Here is an 8,522-nt window from a genome sequence, read left to right on the forward strand (position 1 = left end):
GAACACGGAAGTTAAGCTCTCTAGCGCCGATGGTAGTTGGGACCTTGTCCCTGTGAGAGTAGGACGTCGCCAAGCAATCTTAAGACGAGTCAGAATGACTCGTCTTTTTTGTATGCTTTCATACCTCTGTTAATTGCCTGTTTAACTCCTTCTAAATAGGCAAATCCATGTCTTTTATCTGGTTCTAAGTAAGTACCTTCTGCCCATTCATTCCATGCATTAATAAATAAAAACTCGCTTTTGTAAAGAGAATAGGTACGATGGATTTGCTTGCTTAAATATATTGTGAACTTCTCAGGGGTAGAACCTAGGAAGATGCTGCTATTTAAGTCTTTGCGGCGTGCTGTGTTGTCCCAGTCAACAAAGGCACCAGGGAATGTTTTTTTCTCTGAAGGAGATCGCTTTAATATATACATCCACACTTTATCGTAATCCCAAGCGTTTATTTGTTTACCAGACTCGTATATGGTTTTATTTATGTCTGAAGAGCTATCATGAGCAATTGTATAAAAAGGCTCAAATTGAATGCTAGCATCGAATCCATCTATATTAGGAAGTGGAAAGCTGTTTAATGTTTCTGCAAAATATATACCTTTCAAACCATTTTCCTGGGCGAGTGTATTCCAATAATTGAGCATTTGCTCACAATCAGGGATATGACCAGGACGATAAATAATGAATAATGGTTTATCATCTATACGTATATATCTCTCATCTTGGAAAGCTTGTAATAAATACTCAAAGTGTTCTTTCCAATCCGATAACTCTCCGTAATTTTGAGGCATTAATATGTGACTATCAAGACCATCCCAAGTTTTTGTCCACGGTTCATTTGCCCAAGAAAGGCAAAATGGAAAATTGGGTTCCTTTATCTTAAGTACTTCATTAAAGGGTGTCTCCAAAAGCCTCTTTCCTTTAAACCAGTAATGATAATAACAAAAACCATATATTCCGTGTGCTTTAGCGATTTCTGCTTGCCACTTTCTTACGGATGGGGTGGTTAAGTCATAATAAAAATCTTGATAAGGTTCTCTAGGTTGATAATGTCCTGAAAATAAAGGTCGTGCACTTTTAGTATTTATCCATTCAGTAAAACCTTTACCCCACCATCGGTCATTTTCTTTTATTCGATGAAACTGTGGTAAGTAAAAAGCGATTATTTTCAAGATATATCCCCCTTATGTTCTTCACAGTGCAAGTGGTGGGAAGTTACTTTTGGTTTTTGGGCTCCATTCTAAAGTGTGAGATATGTTATTTACTTGCTGTTTTGGTATGCTCTATATTGAATTCAGTTTTACAATTTATTTGATATGGAAATCTTGGATGATTCAATATATGGCTGCGATGAAAAATGATGTTCATTATGAAATTACGTGCATTACCATGAACGAAAAGGGTTAATCTTTTTGGAGAACAAATAGGGCTTGGGGTAATCGATTTACATCATCAAAAAAGTCCCGTAGCTTTAAATACTTCTCATAGTGATTTTTAATATAAATTCTAGGTATAACAGTTTCTCCGTAAAAACTACTATTTCTAACGTCTCCTGCCCCTGTAGGACTGTGAACAAAATTGCCACTGTCATAATCTGAGATGGCACGATTTATATTTGGAAAAGCCTGAGATAAAGTTTTATGCCACCCGGTTTGAATTAATTCAGGGTGTTCCTTGAATTGTTGACAGAAATCGAGAAAATAGCGTGCTTGTGTTGTTCCAATGAAGATTCCACCTGGACGAAGAATTCTTGAAAATTCCTTTATCCAATGTTCTGCAGTTTCTTCGGATAAATGTGAGAATACAGAATAAGCAAATATGATGTCTAATGAATTATCACTAATAAATTCTACAGGTGGGTGTGGATTGGCTGTTTTATATATCCCTCTTCCTAACGTTTCATTGCAAATATTAATCATTGCGGGATCTACATCAATACCAAGTAAATTTTCATCATGAACATCTCTGAAAAAGAAGCGTATAATTCTTCCCCATCCGCAACCGAAGTCTAAAATTTTACGTTCTTTATTCAAAGGAACACCTAAATTTTGGGCATATGTTTTTACATGGCTATAAAACAAATATGCTTCATAAAGAGCATGTTCATAGGAAGCACCTACAAATTGTTGTTGAATTTCTTCAGGGGGGAACATAGGTACTGGGATGCCGTTGATCTTTGTTTGTGAGCAACTTTGTATAAATAGATTTAGAAGTTCAATATCAGATAGTGGACTAACAAGGTTATCAAAATCACTTCCTAACTTAAAGTTATGCATCTGTTAAACCTCCGAATGATGTAGTGATTAACAACTATCTACTTGTTTTTTACTAACAAAAACATGCAAAAATTCAGCATCTAACCCTAGTGATCTATCCTTTTGTAAATAAACAATGGTATACATATTTGCATGTGTATAAATATATTCAATCATATCTTGGCCCCAATCAAATGTTACTAAAGACCCATTCTCATCTATAGGATTTCCGTGATAAATTGGCTCTTCAATATACTCAATTCCTTCTTTATTGATTCTTGCTCGTTGTAAAGTCTTTGGGAGTGTATGATACCAAGGAACAGTAAATACATGAGCACCGCCAGGTTTTAAGATACGCTCTATTTCTTTAAAGGCTTTGTTTGGCTCCATTACATGTTCAAAGACATCTTGAGTAATAAACAAATCAAAAGATTCATTTGGAAAAGTCATGTTTTCTAAGTTCTCACATCTAATTCCTTGAAAGTATTGGCCGAGAGGGTAGTTTTTAAAGTATTGAGAATATGTATAGTTTTTGCAGTTTTTTATTAGTAGTTGAGTTGTAATCCCGCCAGGAGAGGATTCGTGGATATGATAGGAACCCCATTTCGGAAAAAATGTATTTAAAACATGGATTAAAGCTCGCTGCCTTGGTATAGAGTGGCATGTAGAACATAAGTAGTGATCTCTAAGCCAATCATTATGCTCTATAAATGTAGCTTCCTTCTCACAAATAACGCAGTATCCATTATTGTGCTTCAAATTACCTTCCACATGACATCACTCCTGTGTAAAAAATGCATATGGCACACACGTCACCAATCAACTAAATCAAATTGAGTGGGGGAAAATTAGGGAACCCATAAAAGTAATATTGGTAGAAAGAAATAATCAACGGGGGAGAACCCCACGCTAATTAAAGTTTCACTTTATGCTATGCGATATATTTGCTTTTATTCATTGAAGAATATATAGACTTAAAATATCCCTTTCGTGTATGGATACATTTCAAAGTCCTTTGCATATATTTCTGTAACTAAATCCATTGTTTCTTTGTCATAAAAGCTTGCGTATGTTGGAAATTGGGGAAAGGCTTCATCTGTAATACTAAGCTCTGCATAGCTTCCTGTATAAACCATCTTGTGAGCGCGATGATGACCTGAACTTGTAAGTTTTGTTAGGTCGGATTTAATTAAACCGTATTCGTTTTCTATTTTGGGAATTTGCTTATTAAAATCTTCTAAAGGTATATAGCGTTGGATAAAGGCTTCTTCACCTGGGACGTATTGTTGACTAAAGTGCATATCTATTACTTGGGAATTGGAACCAAGTGCTTGAACGTAATATAAAAATTGTTTGAATGATATTCCTTGTTTACTATGCTTGTCATTATAAAAACACTTTCGGATACTATCCCATTGAGGGCTAGCATAAGGATTGTCAGCAAGTAATAAAAATGAGCTAACGGCCCTTGTATAGGGATTTCGTACGAGTTTACAAACATGTTTTTTTGATTCTAGCAGACCGCTATGTAACGTCTGTATATAATTGGGGTTATTTTTATATACCCAGAACTCATAGTAATGAATAAAATCATTGTATTTCTTTGCTTCAGGAAATAATCCAATTTGAAAAAAGAACCAATTAGCTAATGTAGTACATCCGCTCCTGTGGCTCCAGAATAGTATAAGTGGAAAGTCTTTATGGAAATGTGGAATTCGATCTTTATGTAGGGTTACATAATTTAAAAGTTCTTGATGTATATTTTTCATGAGTTTAACACTCCTTTTTTTAAGGTATAGGAAGAGGATTTTTTATTAATCCAATATATTCATGGAAATGAGTAAATATTATGAGTGTATTTTGCTGTCATCTTAAATAAGATAACGATTCTAAAAGGGGAATGTAAAATAAAGATAATGAAAATGTATAAGAGGCATACAATTATAAGAGAATGAATAATAGATATGACCAAGTTCATTTATTTGTATTTCTAGGTGTGATAAGTAAAAATCTTATTACTAGAGAGGATATTATGGGGAAGAATAATTATTTAATAGTAGGTGGAAATAGTTTCATTGGTATTAACCTCGCATTAGGTTTATTGAAACAAGGTCAAAATGTAAAAGTATTTTCCAGACATATAAATAATTTTCCTCAAAATATTATAAGTGAGGTTGAATTTATTAAAGGGGATTTAGCAAATGTTGAAGATATATATAAAGCTTTAGTAAATGTGGATATTATTATTTACTTAGCTGCAACGTCAAATGTAGCAACTTCAATTGAAGATGTTTTCGGAGATATGAACAGTAGCTTTTTTTTTCTTAATTTCATGGAAAGTGTTAAAACTTTTCCTATTAAAAAAATTGTATTAGCATCTTCTGGAGGCACAGTTTATGGTGAACCGGAATATTTACCTATTAATGAGGAACATCCATTAAAACCACTTTCTCCTTATGGAATAACAAAAGTGTCGCTTGAAAATTATTTGTACTTTTATAAGAGAAGATATGGAATTGACTATGTTGTATGTAGATATTCTAATCCATATGGGAAATATCAAAATCCTTTAAAGAAAGTCGGGGCAATAAATTGTTTTTTGTATCAGCATCTCAGTAATGAAAAGATTAATATATATGGGAATCCACAAGAGATTATTCGAGATTATATTTATATCGATGATTTAGTTGAAATCACTATACAACTATCACAATTAAATCGCTTGAAATCTTGTGTGTATAACATAGGAAGTGGCAAGGGCCTCTCTTTAAAACGAATTATAGTAGAATTGGAGAAATTAACGGAAAGAAAAGTGGATTTTATCTGTTATAAACAAAAGCAAGAAAATGTTCAACAAATCATTTTAAATATAGATAGGGTAAGACGAGAATGTAATTGGGAACCGAAAATAGATTTCAAAAGTGGAATTAGATTAAATAAGCTATGGATTGAAGAGTTCTTATATAGTAAAAAATAATAAGCCATGCCCTACTTCTGTATAAGTAGAGCGTGGTTTATTATTTTATTTCTTTTTTTATTACCCAAAGGTCTTGATGTTCCCACCAAAAACCTTCAGAGTACTTTTGGATGATAGGGTTATAAGGTAATAATTTAATTTTGTCACATACGTAAGAGGGGCTAACAATCGTTTGCCCATATTGATTAACATCTAAATCGAGTTGTTCACTAGAGGGAAGAAACCAATAACCTTGTTTATTTAAATCTGGACAGTTGAAGTGCTTTTTACTTTGATATCCATGAGTTGTGAAAATGAATAATCCGCCAGGGGAAACAGCATTATACAATGTTTGAAGCCAACGAAACCAAGTTGTATCAGGCATATGAGAAAAAAAGGATAGACAAAAAACGATATCGTACGTAGACGAGGCTAATTTTACTTGTTCAGGTTCAGGGTGAGATAAGATAGAAGAAGTATTTAATGTACTTTCAATAAAAGTAATAGCTTCTTCATGTATATCACAGGTAGTTATACGTAAGTTCGTTTGTAGGTTTAATAAATGACGTGTTACGCAGCCATATCCGGATGCGAATTCTAATAATTTAATTGGAGTGTCTACAGGAGGATAAAAGGAAGTAATTAAATCTAAGAGTGTTTCTGCTGATTTTCTCCCGTCTTTAAAATAATAATCTATCGCTTCCTTTTTTGATGCGAAGACTGGATTAGTGACAAGGAATTGAAAGATATGATCCTCTGGATGGATACTTGCATTTACATTGTAGTTGTGTGCAATTTGAGAAATCAAATCTTTATGTGCCTCTATAAATTCTTTCAAAGAGTAACCCCCTTAAATAATAGTAAGGTCTTACAAGAGATACTGATGGAAAAGAAAATATATAATTAAATCTTCAAATATGCTTTAATGTACTTTCTATATGCGTACATTTTCTTTTTTGAAATGTCGTCGATAGTAAAGGTTTCTTTAATAAAATTTTGCATTTGTACAACTTCACTGTAATGGGAATATGAATCTTCTGTTCTCGTTACACTATTTGTATGTCGTCTATGATAGTTTAGAGGTTTTGGATTGAAATAAATATTCCCCTCTTTAAGAATAGAAACATAGAAAAACCAATCACCAGCTACTTTAAACTTTTCTAATTGTTGTTTTGTTTTTTGTATATCTATGTTTTTAAAAACTACACTTGAGACATTAGGTATGGTGTTTTTGATAAGTAACGTATCTTGTATTTCATCTGTCCCTTTTCGAAAATAAGAACTCTTCCATTTTTCTTTATCAATATCATTTGTGTAATCTAAATAATGATTGGCTAGGATACGTCCTTGTTCATCTATTTGTTTTGATTGAGTGTAGCTTAAGGTAACATCACTATTTATATGAAACCCTTGTATTGCTTCTTCTAAAAATGTCTGATCACATAAGTCATCCGCCTCTGCAATCCAAATATAATCACCGGTTGCTGCAGAGACGCCTTTTATCCATTGTTTAAATACAGAACCAGAGTTTCTATCATTAATAATTTGCTGAACTTTTAGATGGGACTTATTTTCGTTTGAGAGCAACTGTTCAAATATAGATACACTATTGTCATTAGAGGCATCGTCTAGGAAAATTAGTTCGTAAAGGGGATAGGTTTGGTTTAATATGGATTTAACTCGATCAGGTAAGTATTTTTCGTAATTATAGTTCGGTAAGATCACGCTTATTTTTTTATAATTATGCTCAAGCAGGCCTAATAATTGATAAATGTAATGAAGGAAGTTGAACTCTTTTTCGATAAGTTCTTGCCCAAATCTCCCTTTGTGTAATCGTAAATCTTCATCTCCAAGAAATTCATATATTCTTTCCAACATCTTCGGTAAATTTAAAAAGTCTACTAAAGCGCCAGTTTGTTCCGTAACAACATCTTCAAAACCTCCAGCGTTTTTAAACCCTATAACAGGGAGTTTTGTATCTAATGCTTCTAAAACAACATTTGGAAAAGGATCTTCTCTTGAAGTTAATAAATATAAATCAGCCCCGGCATTATATAAACCGATATCTGGAGTGGGCTCCACTAACGTGAAATGTGCTGTATATCTTTGGGATAGCGTATTTAAAAAATGAACATCTGCTTTCCCAACCCAGATAAAATGAATATTCTTATGAATTTTTCTTACTGAGTAAGCAATAAGTGAGAATAAATCTATCCCTTTTCGATGATCAGCGAAACCTACCCCCAAAATGATTTTGCTATCTAGAGGCAGGTTGTGTTTTTTTCGTAATTCGTTTCTAGCTTTTGCAATATTGTTCTTATAAGGATTATGGTTAAATAAACCTTGGGGGAGAATGTGGCACTTTTGATGGTCTAATTGGGTGATTGTAAGGAATTTTTCATACACGTACTGTGAAGGGAAGACAACTTTGTAAGCAAACTCGGCAATGTTTCTAGCTTTTCCCTCGGCAGAGTACTGTTGTATTAAATGCGGCAATTCATGTATTAATGAAATAACTTTTATATTGTGTTTAGCTAGTAATGCAACTATATCACCACTTATGACGGTACTACATATGGCAATGGTATAGTCTTGTGATAATAACTTCTTTATTAATAATTCGATTTTTTCTTCCGTCGGGTAGTTTTCCTCTAGGCAATAAACAGGACCATATTTTTGAAAATCTTGGATTAAAATGCCCGTTCCAATAGAAATAATTGCGACGGAGTATTGAAAGTTTTCTTTAAGAGCTTTAATGGTATGTAAAGAAAGCAGCTGTGCTCCGTGGAAATGGGCATCATGGGATACATAAATGATCTTCTTATTAACATGCATTTCATAACGCCTCCTAAGTTAATTAGAGTTTTAGTAAATGTATGGTGCATTTATAATTCCCTAGAGAGAAGTGGTAGGAGATAATTGTGAATGTAGCTGGAATGTACTCGAAATAAAAATGCTACCTTTAATATATATTTGTTTGGCTTGATATTCATTCTTTAGAAAGGTGTAAGTGGTAAGAAAGAAAGTATAAACTGTCGATTATGAAAGTGACTGCACCAGTTTGTTAATCTCTAGGGACACAGTATAAATGAAGAAGGTTCAATACCCTTTATAATTTATAAAATAAAAAGGATAAAAGGTATTGACGATTAGAAGATAGAGGTGTAATATAGAACAAGTCGCCGATGCAATAACGCAGAACACGACAAACGAAATAAAAAAACTTAGTTGACATTAACTAACGAAGATGTTAACATAAGGAAGTCGCAAATGAGCGACCAAGTAGTTCTTTGAAAACTGAACGAAACAAACAACGT

7 protein-coding genes are annotated in these 8,522 nt (G+C 33.2%); 1 reads left to right on the plus strand and 6 read right to left on the minus strand.

The window, feature by feature from the left end; all coding sequences use genetic code 11:
• Positions 1-89: 89 nt before the first annotated feature.
• From ACQVV1_RS29490 to ACQVV1_RS29505, 4 genes are all read right to left on the minus strand, one after another.
• Positions 90-1,166, minus strand: coding sequence for a glycosyltransferase WbsX family protein (locus tag ACQVV1_RS29490; RefSeq protein WP_431169917.1), 1,077 nt, complete (start codon positions 1,164-1,166; stop codon positions 90-92).
• Between the two features lie 231 nt (positions 1,167-1,397).
• A complete protein-coding gene (locus tag ACQVV1_RS29495) occupies positions 1,398-2,270 on the minus strand; it encodes a class I SAM-dependent methyltransferase (protein ID WP_242256812.1) in 873 nt (290 codons plus the stop codon).
• 27 nt (positions 2,271-2,297) lie between these two features.
• Complete coding sequence (locus ACQVV1_RS29500; protein WP_242256810.1) at positions 2,298-3,020, minus strand: class I SAM-dependent methyltransferase; 723 nt, start codon at positions 3,018-3,020, stop codon at positions 2,298-2,300.
• A 203-nt stretch (positions 3,021-3,223) separates the two neighbouring features.
• The gene (locus ACQVV1_RS29505; protein ID WP_431169918.1) at positions 3,224-4,018 is read right to left on the minus strand and encodes a sulfotransferase family 2 domain-containing protein; all 795 of its coding nucleotides are present in this window, start codon (positions 4,016-4,018) and stop codon (positions 3,224-3,226) included.
• Between the two features lie 263 nt (positions 4,019-4,281).
• Between ACQVV1_RS29505 and ACQVV1_RS29510 the strand changes: the two genes are divergently transcribed.
• Positions 4,282-5,226, plus strand: a complete 945-nt coding sequence (locus ACQVV1_RS29510) for an NAD-dependent epimerase/dehydratase family protein (protein WP_431169920.1) — start codon at positions 4,282-4,284, stop codon at positions 5,224-5,226.
• Positions 5,227-5,266: 40 nt separating this feature from the next.
• Here the strand turns inward: ACQVV1_RS29510 and ACQVV1_RS29515 are convergent, their stop codons facing one another.
• A complete protein-coding gene (locus ACQVV1_RS29515) occupies positions 5,267-6,043 on the minus strand; it encodes a class I SAM-dependent methyltransferase (protein ID WP_431169921.1) in 777 nt (258 codons plus the stop codon).
• A 65-nt stretch (positions 6,044-6,108) separates the two neighbouring features.
• On the minus strand, positions 6,109-8,040 hold the full coding sequence (locus ACQVV1_RS29520) for a glycosyltransferase (protein WP_242256802.1): 1,932 nt from the start codon (positions 8,038-8,040) through the stop codon (positions 6,109-6,111).
• Between the last annotated feature and the right edge of the window lie 482 nt (positions 8,041-8,522).

This window comes from Bacillus basilensis (assembly GCF_050630465.1).
Classification (GTDB): domain Bacteria; phylum Bacillota; class Bacilli; order Bacillales; family Bacillaceae_G; genus Bacillus_A; species Bacillus_A basilensis.